The following is a 23,208-nucleotide window of genomic DNA, read 5'->3' as shown; positions in this document are numbered from 1 at the left end:
CCTTATAATGACACAGTTTTATTTCCATCAAATAAATACAGTGTTTTTTCTTTAATCTCCACTTGCATAATCGCTTCAATCGCTTGAGCATAAAGAGATAGCTGAATCTGGTAACGATTTTTCATTTCCTGTTGTAGTAAAGAATCATTATTTAATAAATGCTGGACCCGATCCGTTTTATAATCGAGTAAAACCCAGCGGCCATCATCTTCTAAAAACAAGCAGTCGACAACCCCTTGAATTATTTGCTTATCTCCATCTTGATCACGTAAGGCGTATGTGAATGGAAATTCTCGCATCACTTCTTTTGCAGCTCGCAATCGTGCCGCTATGTCGGAATGGAAGAAAGGCACTATTTTGTCTGGATGAATCGAAAGTTGTTCTGCTTTTGTTAAGATTTCTCGTTCTGCAAGCTTATCTGCAAATGCGATTACTTGCTCTACTGTTTTCACTTCTGCCAAATCAACATTTTGCATAAATGCATGTACTGCTGTACCGACTTCTGCTCCAGTCAATTTTTCTTCTTGCTGAAGAAAGAATGGACGCTTCGCGATTTTGGTGAGACTACTAGTATTCCTGTTTGCTTGGAAATAGTCTTCTTCTCGCTCCATTAATTGTTGGATTTTTTTCATTTCGCTTACCGATTGTTTCGATCGTTTATGCGTAGCATATTCAAAGGCATATGGTGTATCAAATCGAGCCTGTATATCCGAAAGTAGGTCGGACTTCTCCTGATCTATAAGCATGTCTAACGTAATTTTCTCTTTTACTATTGCTTCTGTCTGAATTTTTAAGTCATCGATAGGTTTCGCAACAATTGTCCACCTCGATTCACTCGCGACGATGTTGGCTTCCACTACGTTGGATATTTGCGTATAATCTGCATGTCTTGCAAGTGCAGGACCAATCCAATCTAAATATCCCTTCGCTTTAGCACGAATATAGTCAGGTAGCATCTCATCGCTCATAAGTGCTTGAGCGTCTTCCCATTTCTCCAGTGTTTTCGCAAGGTCTTTCACAGATGCAAGGAGAAATAAATGCTCTTTTGCACGAGTCATAGCCACATATAGGACACGCATTTCTTCCGCTTTTAACTCCATTTGTTTCTTTTCTTTCATAGATAAGAATGGCAAGGAAGTAAAGGAAATACGTTTGTCAGGATCGATTGCTTTTACAGCAAGTCCAAACGATTGGTCGAATAAATACGGTTCATTAAAGTCCATTTGGTTAAATGGTCTACCCATTCCTCCCAAAAATACAATTGGGAACTCCAAGCCTTTGGAAGAGTGAATCGTCATCAGCCGGACAACATTTTCTTTTTCACTAATCGCACGTGCTGTTCCTAAATCATCTCCACGTTTTCGCATGCGATCGATAAAACGTAAAAAGCGGAATAAGCCTCGGAAGGAGGTCTTTTCATAATCGACAGCTCGGTCATGTAAAACACGTAAATTCGCTTGTCGCTGCTTTCCATTTGGCATCGACCCAACTATTTCATAATAATGGGTATCTAAATAGATTCGCCAAATTAAATCGGCTAGCGACCCTCTACGACTTAGATTCCGCCAATCTTCAAACTGTAATAAAAAACGCTGTAGTTTCTCACTCGTATCTGCAGAAATCCCGGCTCCCCCACTCGATACAAAGGATTTTAAAGCATCATAAAAAGGTTCTTTCGGTGCAGAAAGACGTATAAGGGCTAGCTCCGACTCTGTTAATCCAACAAAAGGAGAACGGAGGACGGACGCAAGGGAAATATCTTGGTAAGGATTATCAATGGTTCGAAGTGTATGAAGCATAATAAGCACTTCGATCGCTTCAAAATATCCTTTGGAAAGCTCTGCATATAACGGAATCCCAGCCTCTTTAAATTGGTCTGTTACTTCCTGAGACCAAGTCATGGAACGCATTAAGATGACCATGTCGCTATATTGAACTGGACGGGAAGTTTGCTTCCAAGGATCATAAACAGTAGCTCCTGTGTCTATCATTTCTTTTATTTTGGATATGATATACCGAGCTTCTGCTTGTGATTTCTTTAGCTCTTCCTCCGCATTTAATTCTACTTTTTCTGCGTCCTCTTCTACTATTTCTACGCTACCATCCTCTACTTCATAGAGAAGGGCAAGTTCAACAGCTGCTTCTGCCTCATCGTAGGGAGCTTGAGGTTTTAAAGAAGCCGCATCATCGTAATTTATTTCGCCTACTTTTTCTCCCATCACTTGCTGGAAAATATAATTTGTTGCGTGTAGCACTTCTTTTCGACTTCTGAAGTTTGCATTTAAATCGATCCTCACCCCAGAATTCTCGGGCATATCATTGAAAGTAAGATACTTTCCTAAAAACAGCATAGGCTCTGCTAACCGGAATCGATAAATGGATTGCTTCACGTCTCCTACCATGAACATATTGCCAGTACTTTCGTCCCTGCTTTTCACAAGTTGTAAGATAGTTTCCTGTAATCGGTTCGTATCCTGATATTCATCGACCAGTACTTCCTTGAAGCGATTTTGATATTCCTCTGCAATGGCGGACGGTACGAGCTGCCCATCCTCTTGACGCTCGGTTAAAATTTCCAACGCATAATGCTCTAAATCAGAAAAATCTACTAGCCCTTTTTCATTTTTAGCCACCGTATACCGTTCACCATAAGCAATTGCTAGTTCCACTAATGTTTGTAACTGAGGAGCCATTAAGCGCATTTCCTCTAGCAAACGTTCTGGTGTTCTAGTAAAATAATTTTCTTTTAGATCATTTACAATTTTTTTCACTTTATTTCTTTTACTTGTTGCCTGTTTCTTAAGTGCTTCGTCACAAGAATTTTTTTTTATCGATGCAGCTTTGACCCACGCCATGCTTTGGAAATAATAAAACACATCTTGCCAAGCACTCATTTTCATTAGACGTATTGCCTCTTGAATCACCTGTTCATCCTTCATAGCAGTTTCCGCCAGTGGAGCAGGTCCATTCGGAAGTGTTGCGAGCTTACGAATTTCTACTGTTACTGCAATTGCTTCTTCTAAGTGGTGAATAATGGCAAGCTTCAGTGGATCTATAAAAGAAAGCTCATCAATGGTAATTTCTTCGCTTAATGTGTAGGCTTCCGGAATAGCAAGTAACCATTTTTTCGGTTCAGGATGTACCCGAGCATATGTGTACAACTTGTCAATCATTACTTCAATGGACTGATCATCTCGGTCCGATGTGAAGCTATCAGAAAGTCGGTACATCGCCTCTGGATTTTCCATTTGATACGCTTCTTCTAGTACTTCAGCTAATATATCATCCCGCATTAGAGCTGCTTCTGTTTCATTCGCAATCCGGAAACCAGGATCAATTGTCAACATGTACGAATATTGTCGAACAATGTTTAAGCAGAAGGAATGAAGCGTCGATATTTGCGCTTTATTTAAGAGATTAAGTTGCTTTCGTAAATGACTCGATGATGGGTCGATAGCGATTGCTTTTTCTAAAGCTTCTCCCATTCGATGACGCATTTCTGCTGCAGATGCATTGGTGAAAGTCACCACTAGGAGTTCATCGACATTAATCGGATTTTCTTTTGCAATTACTTTTTGAATGAGCCGGTCGATGAGGACAGCTGTTTTTCCTGAGCCTGCTGCTGCAGACACAAGTACGTCTGCACCGGTTGCCCAAATAGCTTTCCATTGCGCAGGTGTCCAAGTTAGCTCTGCTGGCATATTAGGAATCTTCATTTTGTCCCATCTCCTCTCGAATTTTTTCTGTAACAACATCTGGTTGCTCTACTTTTAGTACACGTACTCCTTGTGCTGGATCTTGCGGATCAAATTGACACACACTTCGATACGAACAATACGTGCAAGGCATTTTGTCCTTTAAACGATACGGATACACGCGCGTATCTCCTGCATTCATGCCGTTACCTGCCTGCTCATGCTTTTTACGTACAAAGGACTGTAAAAGTTTCATTTGCTCTGGCTCTACTACTTTAGAGGAAGCTTTTGACAGGTTTCCATCTTTATTCATCCGAACAGGAATGACCTTCGAAAATCCTTCTATTTGTTCATCCATTTCCATAATGACCTCAGGATCATCGAGCAATAAGCCGTTCATTTTATAGGATTTATAGATAGCATCCTGCAGCTCGGCATCTTCCATTTCTTTTTGGGATTGAATAAATGGATTATGCATATGCACATATAAAACACCTGCTGGCTCCGCATCTTCATGTAACCATATTGGTGCATTCTCGATGGCAACATCTAGATAAGTTAACATTTGAAGGGATAAACCGTGATACACCTCGTTTAAATCAATGCCTTTTTTCGAAGATTTATAATCAACAATTCGCACGAACATATTGCCATTTACATTTGCAGCATCGACCCGGTCAATTCGCCCACGTAACTGCATGTTACGATGATGCTTTAACGGAATTTCAAGGGAAGGTAATTCTTCTCCAGGGCCAAATCCAGCTTCAATTGCAATCGGTACAAAACTGGATACTTTGGAATGTTTGCTAAGTGCTATAAGTGTTGACGCCACAATTTGCTCTAACTTACGCTGAATATAACGGTAGCGATTCGTACTAAGTAATAATTGATGGACAAATACAGGCACGATTTGATTTACCGCTTCTTTAGCCAGTTTCACGCATTGCTCTTTGGTAAGTTGGGCCCAAGTTAGATCTAACCGCTTCGTTTCATCCGCAATCCATTTAAGTGCTGCGTGAAATAAGTCGCCCATTGCTGGAGCTTCTAATCGATACTCTGCACGTTCCTCTAACTTTAAGCCATATGCAGCAAAGTGAGCAAATGGGCAGCTATAGTATTTCTCCACACGTGACACACTAGATGAAATTGTTTCCCCGTATAAAGCAGACGTCATTTCCTGAGATAGTCTTTCTGTTTTATTCCCTTGGATTAATGGTTTAATAATGCGATTTAACAATTTGGACCAATACGGATCATCCATATAATAGTGATACACCGATTGCCATACTTCTGATAGATTTCCAGTTTCCATCGCTTCCCGTAATTGCATAACCACGTAAGGTAATGTCGTTCTAGGGTGACTGATTGCAGACATATCAACTATTTCTTTCGAAAAATCCGTCGGGTCCATCACAGCGAATTCTACGGAAATTCCACTAACCATTTGTTGCAGTTTCTTTATATACATGGATGCAAGCAAAGCTTTCCCTTCACTATCCGCAATAGGATAGGACACGAATAAATAGTTAGAGGCAGTAGTAAATGCTTTATAGGTCAAATAATTTTCATCCAGGAGACGCATTTTAGATGTTGGAGCAAGTTCAAAACCGATTTGTGTAAACCACTCACGCTCGGAATCCGATAATAATCCTTCATGGTCCATCCGTTTAGGAAATACACCATCATTTACCCCAATAACAAAAACAGCTTGCATATTAGACAATCGGGCAATGTCAACACTTGCGACGATTACTTGATCGACTGTCGGAGGAATCCGAGAAAAGGTTAATTGATCATACCCTTCCTCTAATATTTTCGCTGCTTCCTCTATTGTCATTTCTTTTTCGCCAAACATTAATACAAATTGGTCTAATACATTAACCCACTCGTTCCATGCCTGCTCATGCTCTGAAGCGAGTAACAATTGACCATTTTCTTCTTCTATTTGCTTCAGGCTTTGTAGCTTGTCATACACTTGAAGAGACTCCATAAAGGTAAACAAAGCTGTCGCAATGTCCAAAGCCGTTTTACTTTTATCTAATTGCTTTGAAAGTTTTAATAAAGGATCAACGACAATATCTCGAACAGCATGAATATCTGCTTGGATACTTAATTCCTCATCTGTTTGCACTTTCGAATAAAATTCTAGTCCACGATACTTTTTGTAAATCCACCTGCGTGCTTCATGCCATCTATCCCCGTATATACCAAAGGACAGCACAAAATTTTCTAACCTGTCCGCACGCTCTCTCCACTTATTTTTTGGAGCGCCTGGAGGAAAGAATAAATCTGTTTTTATTGCCCGAAACATTGGCTCGTACTTCCAACCCGTACGAATAATTTCCAATACCGTTCGACTTAGCTCAATTAAAGGGTGATGTAGCATCGATTTCTTTTGGCTAATAAATACAGGAATATCATACTGCGGGAATATCGTTTCTATTAAACCTTCATATGTTTCTGCATCGCGATGTAAGATCGCCATTTCCTTGTAACGAACCTCTTTATGCTGCATCAGTTCCCGTATTTCCCTTGCCACAGCATGTATTTCAGCGCGACGATTGGACGCTTCCGTTATTCGTAAATATCCTTCTGTTTTCACCTCTAGCGGAGGTAACTGATCAAAGTTTTCTTCTATATGAGCAAGTTCCGTTACAGCAAAACGCTTTTGTTCTGCTAAGTGAACGATATTTTCAACTTCCAAATTTTCTACTTGTGCCATTTCTAATAATCTAGCACATGTATTTGCAGGTTGATAAAATAAGGACTGCTCGTCTAGGGAATCCGCTAAAGACTCCATCGGAAGGGCAACAGTAATTCGCTTCACTTTTTTCATTAACGCTAAAATAATTTCTAGTTCTCTCGTTGTGAATGATGTAAATCCATCAATATAGATTTCCGATTTCCCTAACAGTCCCGAGTCTTCAATTTTCGTTGCTAGTAATGTTAAAAAACCTTCTCCGTCAATATAGCTTGCTCCTAATTTTTGTTCCATCAAATCAAGCATCATCATAATGTCCGATGATTTATCGAGTAAGGTTTTAGGTGCATTTACTGTTTGCAAATCATTTAGAGCGTTGGACATTGTCGCACTGTCGAGACAGTAGCGACTAAACTCTTTCAATAGCACTTCTATTTGATCTGTAAATCCTCGTTTGGTTGCAGCTCTCTTAAATAATTTAAACTCTTCTTTATTGTCTTCCAACAAACTTCGGATCAGCATCCGGTACCCAAATCCACTTATTTCTTCTTTAGCAATTCCGCCAGTCTCTTGTAGCACACGCCAAGCCAATCGCTTAAATGTCGTCACCTGTGCTCGTATTAACCCTTCAAGTCCTGAACCAGCAGCAAGATCATACTCACTAGAAAAAGACATTTGGTCTGGAACAATATAAAATAACGGATCTCCTAATGGAGCCGCTTTTAGTGTATTAACTATTTCTCTTTGCATGAAATTTGTCTTGCCTGATCCAGATCGACCAGTAACTATTCGTAATGACAAAATAACCTAGCCCCTCTCCATAAAAAAATCCGAATAATCCCTTACTTCTATTGTACAAAACATACGATAGAGAGGGAAATTATTCGGAATAAAAGTTAAATGTAAAACTAGAAATTGGCCAATATCTCACTTTTACTTCACCAATAATCTCATCTTTTTCAATAAAGTGAAAGTATCGACTATCTAGACTAGACATACGATTATCACCCAATACAAAATACCTATTCGGAGGAACCGTCATACTACCAGTTACCTCGGATAACTCAAAATCCTCCGTAAAATTTTCTTCCGGATGTTTATAAGCTTCATACGTTTCTAGAAATGGCTCTTCTACTTTTTTATTGTTAATAAATAACTCATCGTTTTCGTATTTAATCGTATCTCCTGGAATCCCAATCACTCTTTTTACATAATCTTCATTTTGTGCTCCATGAAATATAATAATATCCATCCGATTGATCGGTGAAAGCTTGTTCACAATCACTTTATCATGATCAGAAACTGTTGGCATCATGGATTTCCCAACAACTTCGTAATTAGTTGCAATAAACATACGAACTATCGTAACGATAACTACCCCAATGATGATTGCTGCTAACCATTCTACTACTTCTTTTTTCGTTTTACTCAAGATTTTCTCCTCTTTTAAGTTTACTTTCATTACTAATTTTTTGAAGATCAGCTTCCACTTTTGTATTAATTCGTTTTTCGATCCATTTCCCGACAAACCAAAGATTGGCAATTACAAGCACAACAATAGCCGTTCGCAATGGTTGCGTTACAAATGATTTAATATCAGATCCAATGAAACTCACGACGGATATCATGATGAATTTCCCAAGCGTAACTGTCCATAGATATGTATTCTTTTTCATATTAGACAAACCAGCAACAATATTGATAATCGCAGATGGAGTGAACGGAAAACAAATGAGCAAAAATAGTGGACCGAAACCATTTCTCTCTACCCATAATATTAATTTTTGAATCTTTTCATGCCTCGTAATAAAACCAAGAACCCGAGCTCGTCCATATTTACGAATGACTAGAAATACGGTATATGCACCTGCAACAGATCCTATCCAAGAAAGAAGAAATCCAAAAAGTAATCCGTATGCGGTTACGTTCGCTACGATAAATACTACTAACGGCAAAAACGGTAAAAAGGCCTCTAAGAAGGGCAGAAGGATACCGATTATTGGTCCGAGAGCACGATACTCATTCGTTAAATTAGATAATGTCTCCAATGAAAACCAATCAGGCATGTTGCTTTCCTCCACTACTATGTATATTTATACTATTCCCTATTATTGTATACATAAAACTATTTTCTTATAGTATAATTTGTTCATTATGTTTTTTAGGGGGTTAAATTCTAATTGAAAAATTCATTATTTGGACAAGGTTTAAAGGCTGGAGTTAGTATTGCAATTGGCTATTTTCCAGTTGCTTTGACATTTGGTTTACTTGCCAAAACATCTGGTCTATCCATTCTAGAAGCTACAGCTATGAGTATTTTTGTGTATGCTGGAGCAGCCCAATACATGTCCTTGACGCTAATATCGAAAGGTGTCGATCCTATTTTAATCGTTTTAAACACTTTTGTCGTCAATATACGTCACTTTTTAATGACGGCTGCACTTAATGAAAAGATGCAGAGTGAGAAAAGATGGATTAAAGGAATCTATGCTTTTGGTATTACGGACGAATCGTTTTCGGTGCTTGCAACGCAAAAGGAAGAAAAGATAGCTACCTCCTTTGCGTTTGGAGTCGCATTGATCGCGTATAGTAGCTGGGTTATTTTTACTGCAATTGGTCATGTAATCGGAGCAAATCTCCCCGCTTTCTTACAGGCGGCCATGTCAATTGCTTTGTATGCTATGTTCGTCGGTCTCCTTGTCCCTTCTATGCGAGGAAATCGTAAAGTTGTCATGCTTGCGTTAATCGCTGCAACTATCAATGGATTTTTTTATTGGTCACATCTATTATCGACAGGTTGGTCCATTTTAATCGCTACACTGGCATCTTCTATTTTTGTCGAAATAATTTATGCACGGCGTGGTCGTGGTTTGCCGAAAGGAGTTTAAGTAAATGGGTGCATGGTATTGGTGGACACTACTTGGAATGACGCTTGTTACATATATCCCTCGAGCTTTTCCACTCACCTTCTTAGAGGGTAAAGAATTACCACCAGTCGTTTCTGGTGTATTACGAAATATTCCCTATGCTGTTTTAGGTGCATTAATATTTCCTGCTATTTTATACGTGCAAGAAGGTCATTTACTATTTGGCATAATAGGTACAGTTGTTGCATTTTCTTTAGCTTTTATTTTCGAGAATGTAATGGTTGTAGTGCTAGGTACTATCGGAGTTTTAGCTCTATACAGTTTTATATTTTAATTATTCAGAATTATTTTATTTTAATAATACACTTGACGTCTAAGTTCTTAATGTTTAAAGTTTAAAACAATTCTTACAACAATTAAATAGCACATCACTTTCTTATCCAGAGAAACCGAGGGGCAGGCCCTATGACGTTTCGGCAGCAGGTTCAATTTGAACACTGTGCCAATTCCTGCAAGCGAATTTCGCTTGAAAGATGAGAAGAGATGGTTTTTCGTATATTCGAAGAGCTTTCTTTTTCTTATCTAACTTTAGATAAGATCAAGAAAGCTTTTTTTGTTCTCTTGATAGAAAGTTAGATGATTGCAAATCTTTGTCTGTTAAGAATGAATGAACATCAGGAGGTTTTCACATGATTGAATTTAAAAATGTTTCCAAGACATTTCGTCTTGGCAAACGGGAGGTGCATGCAGTCAAGAATGTTTCTCTAAAAGTAAGCAAAGGAGAAATATTCGGCATTATCGGATTTAGTGGAGCTGGAAAAAGTACACTGTTACGACTTGTCAATATGCTCGAGCGTCCCTCATCTGGGTCCGTATTAATCCAAGACATTGACGTTAACTCACTATCTTCCAAAGACTTACGAACGAGACGCCGCAACATTGGAATGATCTTTCAGAACTTTAACTTGTTTAACTCTCGTACAGTAGCAGGAAATATTGCGTATCCACTCAAGCTTGCTGGTTTATCCAAAAAAGAGATTAATACGCGAGTAGAAGAGCTATTACAATTTGTTGGTTTAGCAGATAAAGCAAAAGATTATCCGGATCAATTATCTGGAGGTCAAAAACAACGCGTCGGCATTGCAAGAGCATTAGCTACTTCACCAGACATACTTATTTGTGATGAAGCGACATCTGCACTCGATCCTGAAACAACAGCAGACATTTTACGCTTACTAAAAAAAGTAAACAAAGAGTTTGGCATAACAATCTTGCTCATCACGCACGAAATGCATGTTATCCAATCGATTTGTCACAAAGTTGCTGTAATGGAGAATGGAGAAGTTATCGAATCTGGTGATGTGTTCGATGTATTCACAGATCCACAGCATTTGACTTCGCAACGTTTTATCCAATCCGTGCAACAAGACTTACCTTCTGAAAATATTTTAGAAGATTGGCGCACAAAAGGCGGCAAAAAATTATACCGTGTTATTTTCAAAGGGGAGATTACGAATAATGCCGTACTCTCCCAAGTCACTCAAAAGCATCAGGTTCATTTCAACATTGTGTATGGTTCCATTCGAGAGCTACAAGAAAAACTCTTCGGAAATTTACTTATCTCATTCGAGGGTAAAACAGAAGCTATACAAAATGCATTAGAAGAATTAAAGACAATTGTCAATTTGGAGGAGGTGGCACACCATGAAAGTTGATTGGAGTACATTTTGGCCACGAATTTTAGAATCGACTGGCGAAACAATTATTATGGTGATTGCTACACTCATATTCGGTTCCATTCTTGGAGTTACTATTGGTCTATTACTATTTGTCACAAGAGAAAAAAATATTTTAGAAAACAAAGTTGTTTTTCAAGTGCTAAATATTTTAATTAATATTATTCGACCTATTCCATTCATTATTTTCCTAGTAGCTATTTCACAGTTAACTAGATTAGTTGTTGGTACAACAATCGGTACTGCAGCTGCTATCTTCCCAATGACGGTAGTTGCAAGTTTTTCAATCGCCCGAGTAGTGGAAAACAACTTAGTAAGTATTGATCCAGGAGTAATCGAAGCTGCGCAAGCAATGGGCGCTAGCCCCCTTCGCATCATTTTTACTGTATTAATTCCGGAAGCGCTTGGGCCCCTAATTTTAGGGCTAACGTTTATCACAGTTAGTTTAATCGATTTCTCAGCGGTTGCCGGTACGGTCGGTGGTGGCGGCTTAGGTCATGTCGCGATGACTTACGGATATCAACGATTTGACGGTAGTGTCATGCTCGTTACAGTCATTATTTTAATCGTTCTTGTGCAGCTCGCACAATGGTTAGGAAATACTTTATCTAAAAAATTTATGAGGCGTTAATTTAATTTAAAGGAGAGATTTATTGATGAAAAAGTTAAGTTTATTCGTACTAGCAATTATTACTGCTTTGGTATTATCCGCGTGTGGGAGTTCTTCGGCATCTACTACAGAAGGTAAAGAAACAGTAAAAGTAAAAATTGGTGTGAATGGTTCTGATGGTATTCAATGGCCTATTCTTCAAGAAAAAGCTGCAAAAGAAGGTATTGAAATTGAATTAGTAGAGTTTGCTGATTACACATTACCGAACAATGCACTTGCACAAGGGGACATTGATTTAAATGCATTCCAACATCTTTCGTTCTTATCGCAATATGTAAAAGAAAGTGGTAACGATCTTATTCCAATTGGTTCTACAATGTTCGCACCATTAGGTGTTTATTCTGAAAAAATTAAAGACATTTCAGAAATTAAAGAAGGCGATAAAATCGCTATTCCTGATGATCCAACTAACCAAGCACGTGCACTTCGTTTATTAGAAGCTGGAAAATTAATTACACTAGCAGATGACTTCGGACTAGCTGGTGATCCTTCTCAAATTACAGAAAATCCGTTGAACCTTGAAATTATTCCGATGGTTGCTCAGCAAACACCTCGTGTATTACCAGATGTAACTGCAGCTATCATTAACAATGGTGTTGCTGGTCAAGCAGGCTTCTCTCCTGGTGAAGATCCTATTTTCAAAGAAGCTGGAGATAACGAATCTATCTACCCTTATGTAAACTTAATTGCAGCTCGGGCGGAAGATAAAGACAATGAGACATTTAAACGCATTGTTGAACTTTACCAAGAAGATGATATTAAACAAGCTGTAGCAGAAGATACAAAAGGTGGTTCTTCTTTAGTCATTTTAACGCAAGAACAATTGGATGAAACATTTTCAAACCTATTAAAGTAAGGGAGGAAAACAAACATGAGTATTGTAAAAGAACGCAGAGAACTACTATCAAAATCTATCGATGATAAGAGAGAGTTATACATTCAAACGAGTCAAGATATTCATGCAAATCCAGAGATCGGAAATCAAGAATTCTATGCAAGTGCGAAACATGTAGAATTACTAAAGATTGCAGGGTTTGATGTAACAACTGCAGTTGCAGGTCACGAGACTGCTTTTTATGCAGTAAAAGATAGTGGTAAAGAAGGAGCTACCATTGCATATCTAGCTGAATACGACGCACTACCTGGTATCGGCCATGCCTGCGGCCATAATATTATTGGGACTACAAGTGTTGCAGCGGGCATTGCATTAGCGGAAGCTATTTCTGAAACAGGCGGACGCGTCGTTGTGCTTGGTACCCCTGCCGAGGAAGGTGGACCTAATGGAAGTGCAAAAGGTAGTTTTGTCAGACATGGCTATTTAAAGGATGTGGATGTTGCCTTAATGATTCATCCAGCTGGTAAAACTTCATTGACCAGTGAAACGCTTGCTGTCGATCCTTTAGATTTTCATTTCTATGGAAAAGCTGCTCATGCATCAGGCTCGCCTGAACAAGGGATTAACGCATTAGATGCAGTAATTCAACTGTTCAATGGAATCAATGCACTTCGTCAGCAACTCCCTTCTGATGTCCGTATTCACGGCATTATTACACATGGTGGAGATGCACCGAATATAATTCCTGACTTTGCGTCTGCACGTTTTTATATTCGCGCAGAGACATGGAAGAAAACAGAAGAAGTTGCAGAAAAAGTGCGAGCTATTGCAAACGGAGCTGCTTTAGCAACAGGCGCAGCGGTGAAAATCGAACGTTTCCAAAACGAGGTGCAAGACTTTGTGTTAAATTCGGTATTGGATGAAGTACTCCATTGCGAATTAGAAGCTGTCGGAGAAGTTGTGCATACCGAAAAACGAAAAGGTAAAGGTTCAACCGATGCCGGTAACATAAGCTATGCTGTGCCAACTGCGCATCCTCACATTAAAATTGGACCAGACGATTTAATTGGGCATACAATTGAATTCCGTGAAGCAGCAAAATCAGAGGTTGGAAACGAAGCTCTGATTAAAGGAGCTAAAGCTTTAGCTTCAACAGGTTATCGAATCTTGACGGACGCTCAGCTTCTTCACAGTATACGAAAAGAGTATGATGCTTCACTTGCAAGAAAACAAGTGGAGTGAGTAATTAGAGGATGAATTCGTGAGTCTGGGGATGGAACTTATGATTACACATAGTAATGTTGCCCGGAATCACTTGAATGTTGCGAGTACGCATAGTAATATTGCGAGTAAGCACTTGAATGTTGCGTGTAAGCAATTCTATCTTGCGAGTAAGCATAGTAATCTTGCGAGTAAGCAATTCTATCTTGCGAGTACACATCGTAATGTTGCGAGTAAGCAATTCTATCTTGCGAAGTAACGGTTATCTTGCAATTAGGATCACACCATTTGCTATTCCCTTGATCATCTTTCATTCCAAAGAAAAATCCGCTCTCTTTAAGAGGCGGATTTTTTCTTCTTATCATTAGTTTTCATATTGGTTGCGTACCAAAATCCTGCTGTTAAGGACGCCGCATCTAGAATATATATCCACCATCGATGCGTGTAACCCGCGTAAACCGAAGCTGCGAACAATGCGACCGTCAATATTAACGCAACATAATGATTGAACGTAATACGTGTAAATAACACGACTAGTAGTGCAGGAGCAAAGATGGCCATTAGTATTTGTGTTGATAAAGATATCGTTTCCATATGTTCTCCTATCTTATTAAGATCAAGCCTAATCGGTAATGATCATGTCTAAACAAAATATGCTGACGTAAACGAAGCTCTCCGTTGGAATCCAGTACTTCCAATTTGCAATGTGCTGCATTTATTTGTACCGCTTCGTAAAGCTCTTGCTCGTCCGTCACCTTTTGTCCATTCACTTTTACAATACGCTCTCCGATTTGTAAACCCATCTTTTCAGCGGGCGAATCGATAAGAACTCCTGCTATCATAACACCATTCGGCTGAGGAGACACTGCAAATGTGCCACTCGTTTCCTTTTTGTATTCCATATAGGAAATTACTAATCTCGCGAGTACAGCTAGTAGAATAACAACTGCACTAATAATTGGCATTACATAACCAATTGCAGCTGCAACAGTTACGATAATGCCCAACTGCCAGACCATTTTTCCGTAACGTTTATAAAACTGAACTGCCAGTGTTCGTCTACTTTTTTGTTGAAACCCAATAACAAATGGAAATAATATCAAGGAAAACGTAGACTCTCCTATTGGAAATTGTGGCCAAAATGGAATATAGGCACTAATAACATCACCAGGAATGACTAACAAGACGGGTAATAGCCACAGTCGCTTCGTTACATATTCCATCGCTTGGATGCCTCTTGATGTTTTCACTAATTTAGGTGAAGCATAAGTAGCTCCGTGTTTTTGAATAAGGGCCCCTTCTACAATCAATAACAATCCTGCTAAAATGGCAATTGGAACAATAGCTTCATTTAATACATTTAGACCAGTGAATTCTTCCCACGAAAATACTTGAAAAGACCAGTTATACGCATACATCACGTACAAAGTAGTGGCGCCTAGAGCAATGGCGTAAATTGCTGAACCTAGCTGATACATGAACAATAAAACAAATAATATCATCCAAGCACTATAGATAAATAACCACGTAGTTGGTACAACAAAGCCAATTCCAACACTAATAACCGATAAGATAATGGACCAAACGTAACCATCTAACAAAACATGCTTTGTTTCTGTCCAACCCCATAAGATTCTTGCGCGAAATTGCTTTCTTTCTCTTTTCACACGAACATAGCCAATTAATACAGAGAAAAGTAGCGAAATATATACTGCTGGATGAAGGAAAAACCGTCCAATTCCTTTAGCCAACTCGATTAATAATTCTTGCACCATACGCATCCTCCTCGCTCGCAACTATCTTTCCTATCATTGTAACAAACGTGGAGTCCTTTGCGTATAGGATTTTCATATAATCTTACTTTTTAATAGCGTGAATTAAATAACTAATACCCATTTGAAGCTGCTTATCATTTTCTTTTCTCACTTTATAGTCCGATATTGTTTTCGTTAAGGATTGAAATAATGTATCGTCTAGTCCCTCTTTAGCCGTTAGTTTATTTTTCTCTCGGTACATTTCTAATGCATCTCTTGTATCTTCATCAAAATAACCATCTTTTCGTGAAATACTATAACCTAAAGCTCCTAATACTTGTTGAACATATTTAATTTCTTCTCCGAAATCTCCAACTTTAAATTCTCCACGATAAGATTTTAGATCCATCATATAGAGCTCATCTTGCTCGACTTTTAAATCTGCCTCAATACCTTTATGATGAATCCACTCTTGTTTTGGAGTAAGCCATTTATGGGTTGAAATTTTTAATTTACCTCCATTGGAAAGGTCTTTTGTTTCCTGCACAGTTCCTTTCCCGAAGCTTGTTTCTCCTATGATCATGGCACGATTATTATCCTTTAATGCTCCCGCTAACACTTCACTTGCTGAAGCACTTCCCCCATTTTGTAATAAAACAACAGGTATTTTATTTAAATAAGTCTTATCTTTATTTTCCGTTTTCAGTATTTCCAAAACACCTTTCGAATCTTGCATGTACGCGAAAGTACTGCCATTTTGCAACAAAGTTCCGATAATAGAAGATACGCTAAATAAGTATCCGCCAGGATTTCCTCTGACATCAACCAGGAGACCATCAATACCACGTTCAACTAAAGCTTTCGTTTGTTTCTCCCACTCTTCTCCTGTCTTTTCCCCAAATATAGAAATCGTTACAAGTCCGATTGAGTAATTATCCACTTCGTATACTTCACTAGAAACAGTATGCATCGCAATCGTATCTCGTTTCATATGTAACTCCACGTGTCGATCTTCGCTTGCACGATATACCGTCAGTTTTACACTAGTTCCTTTATCACCACTTAATAACCGAACAAGTTCCGTCATCTTTTTACCTTCTAGTCGTTCTCCATTAACACGGACAATCTCATCCTGCGGTTTCACTCCTGCTTTAAATGCAGGAGAATCCTTTATCGGTGCAACAACTATAAATTTCCCAGCGGAGAGCATAATTTCTACTCCAATTCCAACACGTTCTTCTGCTAGTGATGCTTCTTGAGCTAACGCTTCTTCTTTTGTCAAATAAGTACTATGCGGATCTTCTAACGCATCTGCCATTCCGCGAATGGCCCCTTCAACCAACAGTTTTTCGTTTTTCGAAAACACAGCTTCTTTTTTAATTAATTTAAACGCTTCATCGATTACTTGACTATTACTAACGTTTGTTTGCCCTGTACTCGATGTTGTCCCAAACCAAATGTACCCAAACCCAAGAATTATTACACCTAGAAAACCATATAAAAAAATCCGACTTTTGCGCAAGTTCAACCTCCTACTTTTCCACTAATATATGTGAGGAAAATGAAGTTTAATACTTGCCCAAAAATCGGGTTTTATTTTAAATTACTAACATACTCATTAAGCATTTGTTCATCCATCGGACCAACTATTTTATTTTGAATCTTACCAGTTGTATCAATCATATATGTAGTTGGTATTGTGATTGCTTGATATGTCTCTCCAAGTATACCTTCCTCATCTAAAGGAATTGGAAAGCTTAACGCGTAATCTTCTTGAAATGCTTTTACTTTATCTAGACCAACATCGGAGCTTGTCAAATTAACCGCTAAAATTTCCACGTTTTCCTTTTCTGCCATATCTTCGTAGTAGTTTTGCATATGAGGCATCTCTGCTTTACAAGGTGGACACCAAGTTGCCCAAAAGTTTAAAACAACCTTTTTCCCCCGATAATCTGCAAGGGTCACTTCTTCCCCATCTAGCGTTGTCAGCGTGAAATTAGGTGCAGTATCCCCTTTACCAATACCTTCATTAGCAGGATTCATTGCTAAATCTGTTCCCATTTGTTCCCCAGCAAACGCATCTTTTTCATCAATATTATTTTTTACAAATGAAATGGTTGCGATTGCCACTAAACAACCAACGATTAATAAACCGACTATCTTTTTCTTCACAGTCTACCTCCAATTAACACATCATTGTTTATTCCCATCGCTATTATTATAAGCATAATTGGATGGAGAATACCAATTTAATCTATTGGCAAGTTTGTAAATATGTCCAAAATAAAAAGATGCTCAATCACTTACTAAGGTGAGTAATTGAGCATCTTTTTTTAAATAGAAATATATCTTAATGGATTTACTGAGTTTTTCGCCATGCCTTCCCAGTTTCCAACGTGAATTTCAAAATGGAGATGCGGGCCAGTAGAGTTCCCAGTGGTTCCGATTGCTCCTATTAGTTGTCCTTTTGAAACAACTTGTCCAACACTTACTTTGATACTACTTAAATGCGCATATAAGGAAGTAAAGGTTTGACCATCAATCGAATGTGTTACCATAATAACATTTCCATATGTGCTCAGTGGAGATGCATAGGATACGACCCCATCTGCTGCTGATACAACAGGAGTTCCAGTACTGTTCGCAAAGTCTACTCCGTAGTGCATTTTCCCAGTACCATAAATAGGATGCACTCTATATCCGTAACCTGATGTCAATCTTCCTGAAGCAGGTTTTGTCCATGCACCGGGAGAGACGTCTGGAATTGTAGTGGATCCGCCAGCTGCTTCTTGGCGTTTTCGTTCTTCCTCTTCTTTACGCTTTTTCTCTTCTGCTATTTTTCTTGCTACTTCTTCAAGACGTTTTTGTTCTGATACAATTTTATCTTGCACGTCTTGGCTTAAATTAAGCACTTCTTCATATTCTGTTTCCATTACTTCTTTTTGTTCTTGCAACTTACTTTGTTCTACCTCTAGCTGGTCTATTAAGTCGCCTTTGGAAGCTTTTTGACTATCTAGCGAAGCTTTCAAACTAACAAGTTTATTTTTGCTCTCTTCTTGTTCTTTTAACTTATTTTCTAAACTTGCTTTTTGTTCTTCTAACTGTTTTTTATCATCTGCTTGTTCTTTTAAAATTTTACGATCTGCTTCCATTAATGTATTAACGGCAGAGAAGCGATCGATAAAATCAATAAAACTATTTGCCCCGAGTAAAACGTCTACATAACTAACCGAACCTCCACTCACTTGGACAGCACGAATTCGTTCTTTTAACAGCTTATCTCGTTCCTCGATTTTACGTTCCAATTCTGCAATGGAAGCATGCAATTTTTCTATTTCCGTAGTGGTTAATTTTATTGCATTTAACACCTTCGAAATATTATTTTCAGTTGCAATAATTTCTGAATCTAGCGCTTGAATTTGAGCCATAATTTTATCAATTTTCGACTCATTTTCATTTATTTTACCTTCTGTTTCTTTAATGTTCGAGTTAATTGAATTTTTCTTCTGTTCTAATTTTTTTTGTTCACTTTTTAAATCATTTAATGAATTGGCAAGGGCACTTGGACCAGTTAATAAAAGTGCTCCAGTTGTTGCCACTGCAATAATACGTAGCACCCATTTAGACTGTTTTCTCAAAATTTATTGCTCCTTTCAAACTATTACTATCATATATGCCTTGGCGTATTGGTGCCCAGATTTTCCACCAGGTTTGGCAGGTGAACTACTAACAAAATCTGTGGCTATAAACTTAATCAGCAGAAAAAACATATGCTTCCACAGAAGTCATTTGCTGCAAAAGCTTATACTCGTAGGAATTTACGTACAGACATGAAACTACCCCAGATACCTATCAATACTCCCATTAATAAAATCAAGGCATTCACTTGATAGATGAAAGGCGAAAATTCCAGCAGTTCAAACAAGTTCCCTTGTTCCAACTTAGGTGCTAGCATTTTGTGAATATTATAATAGAGTACTGTTACTAAAGTTATCGGAATGATTGCTCCTAATATCCCAAGCCACATTCCTTCTAATATGAAAGGAATACGAATAAACCAATTCGTTGCTCCAACAAGTTTCATAATTTCAATATCACGTCGTCTTGCAACAATAGTGATACGAATCGTATTAGAAATTAAAAACATTGCCGTAAATAGCAACGCCAAAATTAATACTAGCCCTACATTTCTACTTGTGTTTAAGAAAGAGAATAGTTTTTCTATTTTTCCTTCGCCATATTTTACTTCGAACGTATTATCTAAACGATCGATTTTTTGTGCAATCTTCGCTGTTTCTTGTGGGTTGACAGCTTTTATATAATACACATTATGTAGAGGGTTTTGTTGTTCAAACAAACGTAAATCTTCTCCAAAATCTACTACTAACTTACTTAATTCATCTTCTTTTGGAGAATACACCACTTCAGCTACTCCTGATGTGTTTTTAATCTCTTCTTCTAATTTCAATCTAGCTTCTTCATCCGCGGTAAGTTCTACATAGACTTTAACTTCTACATCTCTTTCTAAATCATCCGCAACCTTGTTTAAGTTCATCATTATCATAAAGAAAACACCAACAAGTAGTAAAGTTACTGTTACTGCACTAACCGAAGCAAAAGTCATCCAGCCATTACGACTGATGCTTTTCAGGCTATCTCTGAAGTGTCGTCCTGCTGTTCTAGCTTTCATAACCATATTCTCCTCCGTATTCGTCTCGAGTGATTAATCCACCCTCCACTGCAATAACACGGTGTCTAATAGTATTTACAATTTCTCTATTATGTGTTGCCATTACAATCGTAGTTCCTCGGGCATTAATCTCTTCGAAAATATTCATAATTTCCCATGAAGTATCTGGATCTAAGTTTCCTGTAGGCTCGTCCGCAATAACAAGTTTAGGAGTATTTACAATAGATCGTGCAATGGATACTCGTTGTTGCTCTCCTCCAGAAAGCTCTGTTGGAAACATTCTTGCCTTATGTTTTAACCCAACTAATTCTAAAACTTCCATGACACGCTTACGTATAATTTTAGGAGACTCTTCAATAACTTCTAACGCAAAAGCTATATTTTCATACACATTAAGGCGAGGAAGTAATTTAAAGTCCTGAAAGACTACCCCAATTTGTCTTCTTAAATAGGGTACGTTTTTATTTTTTAATGTGCTTAAATCACTACCGTTAATCTTAATAGTTCCTGAAGTTGGTCGTTCTTCTCGATACATCATTTTGATAAATGTCGATTTTCCTGCACCACTCGGACCTACGACATAAACAAACTCACCTTGCTTTATTTCTACATCAATCCCGTTTGCAGCAACTATTCCATTCGGATATTTTTTGTAGACGTTTATCATTTCTATCATTCTATATACCACCTAGTTAATTTCGTTTAATAAAATACAACATGCCTATTATAACACTAGACGACCACTCGATTGTTACAGTTTCATTTCAATTTGTAGGTAATAAGTGAGAGCATAATAAATATTATCCTATTGCTTTATACTAAATAGTTATAAATTCATACCGACAATTGTACTACAATATCTAATTTCTACATCCTTCGTCCATAATCCTTCTTTATTGAATCAATTTCATAATTCCAATTTACATGAAAAAACACGAACAATACTAAAGGAAACTAAAGAAATATATATTTCACATGGAATAAAGTATAGTTGATTTCCACTATAGGCGGACGCTTTCCGCGGGGTGAGCGATAAGCCATCACCATAGCTCACGCGTCGTTTGTGATGGCTTATCTGTCTCACTCATCCCGCAGGAGTCGCCGCCTGCCGCTTCAATCAAAGAAGTGATTAATGTTGGTATTTCAATGACAAAGTACTATTTATGAAATAAACTCTATTAAAAAAAAGTGTCGAGCGTACATAAAAAAACAGCTGCCTAAAGTACGCAACTGTTTTTTCGTAAGTAACATGTAGTTTAAGACTTACTTCTTAGCAGCTAACCATGCAGCAACTGCTTGAGCTTCTTCACCAGTAATAATTCCAGCTGGCATTGCATTTCGACCATTTTCAATAACATTTAAGATTTCATCTTGAGATAGGCGTGCACCAACATCCGCTAGTGATGGGAAGTTACCTTGACCTTCTAAATTACCACCGTGACAGCTAATGCATTTAGAAGTAACGATTTTTTCTGCATCTACTTTAACATTTTCTGTAGTAGTGCCATTAGAAGGTTCAGCAGGTTCTGCTTCCTTATTTCCACCACAAGCAGCTAAAATTAAGCCAGTTCCAAATATTACAGCTAATAGTTTTTTGTTCATTGCTATTGCCTCCCCAAAAATAGTGGTATTACTTTCTTATTATACCATTTTTAGTACTTTTTAAAACCTTCTCCAAGAACTTCATATGCATCTGATACTATGACAAAAGCAGCAGGATCAATGACTCGGACAATATGTTTCAATTTTGTGAACTCGGTTTGATAAGCAACAACCATTATAATAGGTCGTTCTTTATTCGTATAACCCCCAAATGCTGGAAGTTTTGTCACCCCGCGATCTATCTCTTTATATATAGCATCCCTAATTTCGTCTTGTTTATTCGTAATAATATAAATCATTTTGGATTGACTAAAACCTAACTGTACAATATCGATCGTTTTAGTCGTCACAAAAAGACCTATTAATGCATAAAGTGCCTTTTCAATATCAAAAACAAATGCTGCACTTATAACAATTAAGCCATCGATCAATAATACACTTGTACCAAGAGATAAACCTGTATACTTTGTAATAATTTGCGCCGCTAAATCGGTTCCTCCGGTAGAAGCACCACCACGAAAAACGATGCCTAAACCAAGACCAACTGCAATTCCTCCAAACAACGCACCTAAAAGTGGATTGTCTGTCCAAGGTTCCCAGCTCGAAGTAGCTAATACAACCGCTGGAAGTGTTAATGTTCCAACTAATGATTTGATTCCAAATCGCGCGCCTAAGAAAAATAAACCTGCGATGAAGAGCGGAATATTAAATGCATATTGAACAATTCCTGGTTCCCATCCAAAGACACCTTTTAGAATGGTACTAATTCCGCTCACTCCACCAGAAGCAATTTGATTTGGCAATAAAAATACATTAAACCCAACCGCAATTATGGCGGCACCAATAATTACATATAAATAATCTCTTCCTTGCTCCAAAAACGGTGGCAATTCTTTATGTAGTCTGTGATTTGTTTCCATTAAATATCCTCTTTCGTTTCAAATACTTGTTATTGACTGAACTAGTATAACAACTGAAGGAAAGTTTGTGAACTTCAGTAAGATGGCACGATGAAGAAGTAAAGCAACAGAGAAGTAAAGGTTTTATATCGTCTTTATTGGTACTCGAAAAAGGAGAAAACATTAAAAAACGTGAATCGTGCTTAGAAGAAGGAAAACCATCTTAGTAGAAGTATTATCAGAGCAACTTGTTTTCAATCGTTTCCTGAGTGCATATTTAGAATCGAGGTATATAATCCATTGGAGTCTCTGATTATAAAAAAAGAACTACCCAAATAAGGATAGTTCTAATCTGTTATTTACTTATCGATTGCGCTTCATAATAAGTTTCATTAATATGGGCTGCAATTACTTTTAATATTCCGTAATAGTAGCGTTACTGTATCAGTGCTTTCTTCGATTATTGTTGCAAACTCATTTGACCTAATGTTTATTGCTTCACTATTTTCATAGATAGTGTCTACTTCTATTAAAAAAA

20 protein-coding genes and 1 riboswitch are annotated in these 23,208 nt (G+C 37.9%); of the genes, 7 read left to right on the top strand and 13 right to left on the bottom strand.

Features of this window, described 5'->3' with window-relative positions; all coding sequences use genetic code 11:
• Nucleotides 1–2: 2 nt before the first annotated feature.
• The 4 genes from addA to MHB48_RS04780 form a co-directional block, all read right to left on the bottom strand.
• Nucleotides 3–3,716, bottom strand: a complete 3,714-nt coding sequence (gene addA / locus MHB48_RS04795) for a helicase-exonuclease AddAB subunit AddA (RefSeq protein ID WP_342600419.1) — start codon at nt 3,714–3,716, stop codon at nt 3–5.
• Nucleotides 3,703–7,197: a helicase-exonuclease AddAB subunit AddB gene (gene addB, locus MHB48_RS04790; RefSeq protein WP_342600418.1), complete on the bottom strand. Its 3,495-nt coding sequence runs from the start codon at nt 7,195–7,197 to the stop codon at nt 3,703–3,705. Before addB ends, addA begins: the two co-directional genes overlap by 14 nt.
• A 79-nt stretch (nt 7,198–7,276) precedes the next feature.
• Nucleotides 7,277–7,828 (bottom strand): signal peptidase I, encoded by a 552-nt coding sequence (gene lepB, locus MHB48_RS04785; protein ID WP_342600417.1) that lies wholly within the window; start codon nt 7,826–7,828, stop codon nt 7,277–7,279.
• Nucleotides 7,821–8,462 (bottom strand): TVP38/TMEM64 family protein, encoded by a 642-nt coding sequence (locus tag MHB48_RS04780; RefSeq protein ID WP_342600416.1) that lies wholly within the window; start codon nt 8,460–8,462, stop codon nt 7,821–7,823. The genes lepB and MHB48_RS04780 overlap by 8 nt, the downstream gene beginning before the upstream one ends.
• A 114-nt stretch (nt 8,463–8,576) precedes the next feature.
• Here MHB48_RS04780 and MHB48_RS04775 point away from each other — a divergent pair, with 114 nt between their 5' ends.
• From MHB48_RS04775 to MHB48_RS04745, 7 genes are all read left to right on the top strand, one after another.
• Nucleotides 8,577–9,284: an AzlC family ABC transporter permease gene (locus MHB48_RS04775; protein WP_342600415.1), complete on the top strand. Its 708-nt coding sequence runs from the start codon at nt 8,577–8,579 to the stop codon at nt 9,282–9,284.
• 4 nt (nt 9,285–9,288) lie between these two features.
• Nucleotides 9,289–9,597: an AzlD domain-containing protein gene (locus MHB48_RS04770; protein WP_342600414.1), complete on the top strand. Its 309-nt coding sequence runs from the start codon at nt 9,289–9,291 to the stop codon at nt 9,595–9,597.
• Nucleotides 9,598–9,696: 99 nt separating this feature from the next.
• Nucleotides 9,697–9,803, top strand: a riboswitch (SAM riboswitch).
• Nucleotides 9,804–9,952: 149 nt separating this feature from the next.
• Nucleotides 9,953–10,978: an ATP-binding cassette domain-containing protein gene (locus tag MHB48_RS04765; RefSeq protein WP_342600413.1), complete on the top strand. Its 1,026-nt coding sequence runs from the start codon at nt 9,953–9,955 to the stop codon at nt 10,976–10,978.
• On the top strand, nt 10,968–11,630 hold the full coding sequence (locus MHB48_RS04760; protein WP_342600412.1) for a methionine ABC transporter permease: 663 nt from the start codon (nt 10,968–10,970) through the stop codon (nt 11,628–11,630). Before MHB48_RS04765 ends, MHB48_RS04760 begins: the two co-directional genes overlap by 11 nt.
• A 25-nt stretch (nt 11,631–11,655) precedes the next feature.
• Nucleotides 11,656–12,525, top strand: a complete 870-nt coding sequence (locus tag MHB48_RS04755; protein WP_342600411.1) for a MetQ/NlpA family ABC transporter substrate-binding protein — start codon at nt 11,656–11,658, stop codon at nt 12,523–12,525.
• A 15-nt stretch (nt 12,526–12,540) separates the two neighbouring features.
• Nucleotides 12,541–13,746: a M20 family metallopeptidase gene (locus MHB48_RS04750; RefSeq protein ID WP_342600410.1), complete on the top strand. Its 1,206-nt coding sequence runs from the start codon at nt 12,541–12,543 to the stop codon at nt 13,744–13,746.
• A gap of 40 nt (nt 13,747–13,786) precedes the next feature.
• Nucleotides 13,787–13,984: a hypothetical protein gene (locus MHB48_RS04745; RefSeq protein ID WP_342600409.1), complete on the top strand. Its 198-nt coding sequence runs from the start codon at nt 13,787–13,789 to the stop codon at nt 13,982–13,984.
• A gap of 77 nt (nt 13,985–14,061) precedes the next feature.
• On the opposite strand, the gene MHB48_RS04740 is transcribed toward MHB48_RS04745, so the two are convergent.
• From MHB48_RS04740 to MHB48_RS04700, 9 genes are all read right to left on the bottom strand, one after another.
• Nucleotides 14,062–14,319, bottom strand: a complete 258-nt coding sequence (locus tag MHB48_RS04740; protein ID WP_342600408.1) for a CsbA family protein — start codon at nt 14,317–14,319, stop codon at nt 14,062–14,064.
• Between the two features lie 8 nt (nt 14,320–14,327).
• Nucleotides 14,328–15,500 carry a PDZ domain-containing protein gene (locus tag MHB48_RS04735; RefSeq protein WP_342600407.1) on the bottom strand — a complete coding sequence of 391 codons (1,173 nt, stop codon included), beginning with the start codon at nt 15,498–15,500 and terminating at the stop codon, nt 14,328–14,330.
• Between the two features lie 82 nt (nt 15,501–15,582).
• Nucleotides 15,583–17,001, bottom strand: a complete 1,419-nt coding sequence (locus tag MHB48_RS04730) for a S41 family peptidase (protein WP_342600406.1) — start codon at nt 16,999–17,001, stop codon at nt 15,583–15,585.
• Nucleotides 17,002–17,072: 71 nt separating this feature from the next.
• On the bottom strand, nt 17,073–17,651 hold the full coding sequence (locus MHB48_RS04725) for a redoxin domain-containing protein (protein WP_342600405.1): 579 nt from the start codon (nt 17,649–17,651) through the stop codon (nt 17,073–17,075).
• A 161-nt stretch (nt 17,652–17,812) separates the two neighbouring features.
• Nucleotides 17,813–19,117 carry a peptidoglycan DD-metalloendopeptidase family protein gene (locus tag MHB48_RS04720; protein WP_342600404.1) on the bottom strand — a complete coding sequence of 435 codons (1,305 nt, stop codon included), beginning with the start codon at nt 19,115–19,117 and terminating at the stop codon, nt 17,813–17,815.
• 164 nt (nt 19,118–19,281) lie between these two features.
• Entirely contained in the window at nt 19,282–20,169 is an 888-nt protein-coding gene (gene ftsX, locus MHB48_RS04715) for a permease-like cell division protein FtsX (protein WP_342600403.1), read from the bottom strand.
• Complete coding sequence (gene ftsE / locus MHB48_RS04710; protein ID WP_342600402.1) at nt 20,159–20,845, bottom strand: cell division ATP-binding protein FtsE; 687 nt, start codon at nt 20,843–20,845, stop codon at nt 20,159–20,161. The genes ftsX and ftsE overlap by 11 nt, the downstream gene beginning before the upstream one ends.
• 587 nt (nt 20,846–21,432) lie before the next feature.
• Entirely contained in the window at nt 21,433–21,771 is a 339-nt protein-coding gene (cccB, locus tag MHB48_RS04705) for a cytochrome c551 (RefSeq protein ID WP_342600401.1), read from the bottom strand.
• A gap of 50 nt (nt 21,772–21,821) precedes the next feature.
• Nucleotides 21,822–22,691 (bottom strand): YitT family protein, encoded by an 870-nt coding sequence (locus MHB48_RS04700; protein WP_342600400.1) that lies wholly within the window; start codon nt 22,689–22,691, stop codon nt 21,822–21,824.
• Nucleotides 22,692–23,208 lie beyond the last annotated feature (517 nt).

The sequence above is a fragment of the Psychrobacillus sp. FSL H8-0483 genome (assembly GCF_038637725.1).
GTDB lineage: Bacteria > Bacillota > Bacilli > Bacillales_A > Planococcaceae > Psychrobacillus.
This window is presented reverse-complemented; position numbering and strand designations above follow the sequence as displayed.